The sequence below is a fragment of the Gilliamella sp. G0441 genome (assembly GCF_050589305.1).
Taxonomy (GTDB): Bacteria; Pseudomonadota; Gammaproteobacteria; order Enterobacterales; family Orbaceae; genus Gilliamella.
This window is the reverse complement of the sequence record NZ_JBNRJF010000050.1, coordinates 1-530: the sequence shown is the minus strand read 5'-3', so window position 1 is coordinate 530 and position 530 is coordinate 1. Positions and strand designations below refer to the sequence as shown.

The window sequence follows — 530 nt, the reverse complement described above, 5'->3', positions numbered from 1 at the left end:
AAGGTGATTAATAATTCGTCACACAAATCACGCATTAAAATAAAAGATATTTTACCGTCAGGGTTTAAGTTCGTGAAAGGTTCATCGCGTTTAAATGGCAAAAAAGTAGCGGATCCGAAAGGTAGTAAAGCGGTGACGTATGATTCACTGGATTTAACGGCGAACAGTGAAGTGGTGATCAGCTATATGTTAGTTGTGGGCTCGGGTGTTACCCAAGGCGAGTATACCAATACAGCGATGGCACTGAATGCCTTAACAGGAAAAGTGTCGTCGAATATAGCGGAAGCGACGGTAACGGTGACAGCGGATCCACTGTTTGACAATGCATTAATTTTCGGAAAAGTGTATGTAGACCGAAATGGTAATGGTGTACAGGATGAAGGTGAAGAAGGTCTGGGGGGCGTGAAGTTAGTGACCACCCGTGGCGAGATCATCACAACCGATACGCATGGTCGTTACCATATAGTCGGTGTATCGGGAGGCCGTTGGGAGCGAGGAGCAAACTTCGTTATCAAGCTAGACCCACGAAG

Annotated in this window: 1 protein-coding gene; it reads left to right on the top strand. The window is 45.8% G+C overall.

All coding sequences use genetic code 11. From position 1 onward, the window contains the following. Nucleotides 1–186: 186 nt before the first annotated feature. The coding region (locus ACKJXD_RS11975; protein ID WP_430876425.1) for an SdrD B-like domain-containing protein at nucleotides 187–530 on the top strand (344 nt) is incomplete at its 3' end.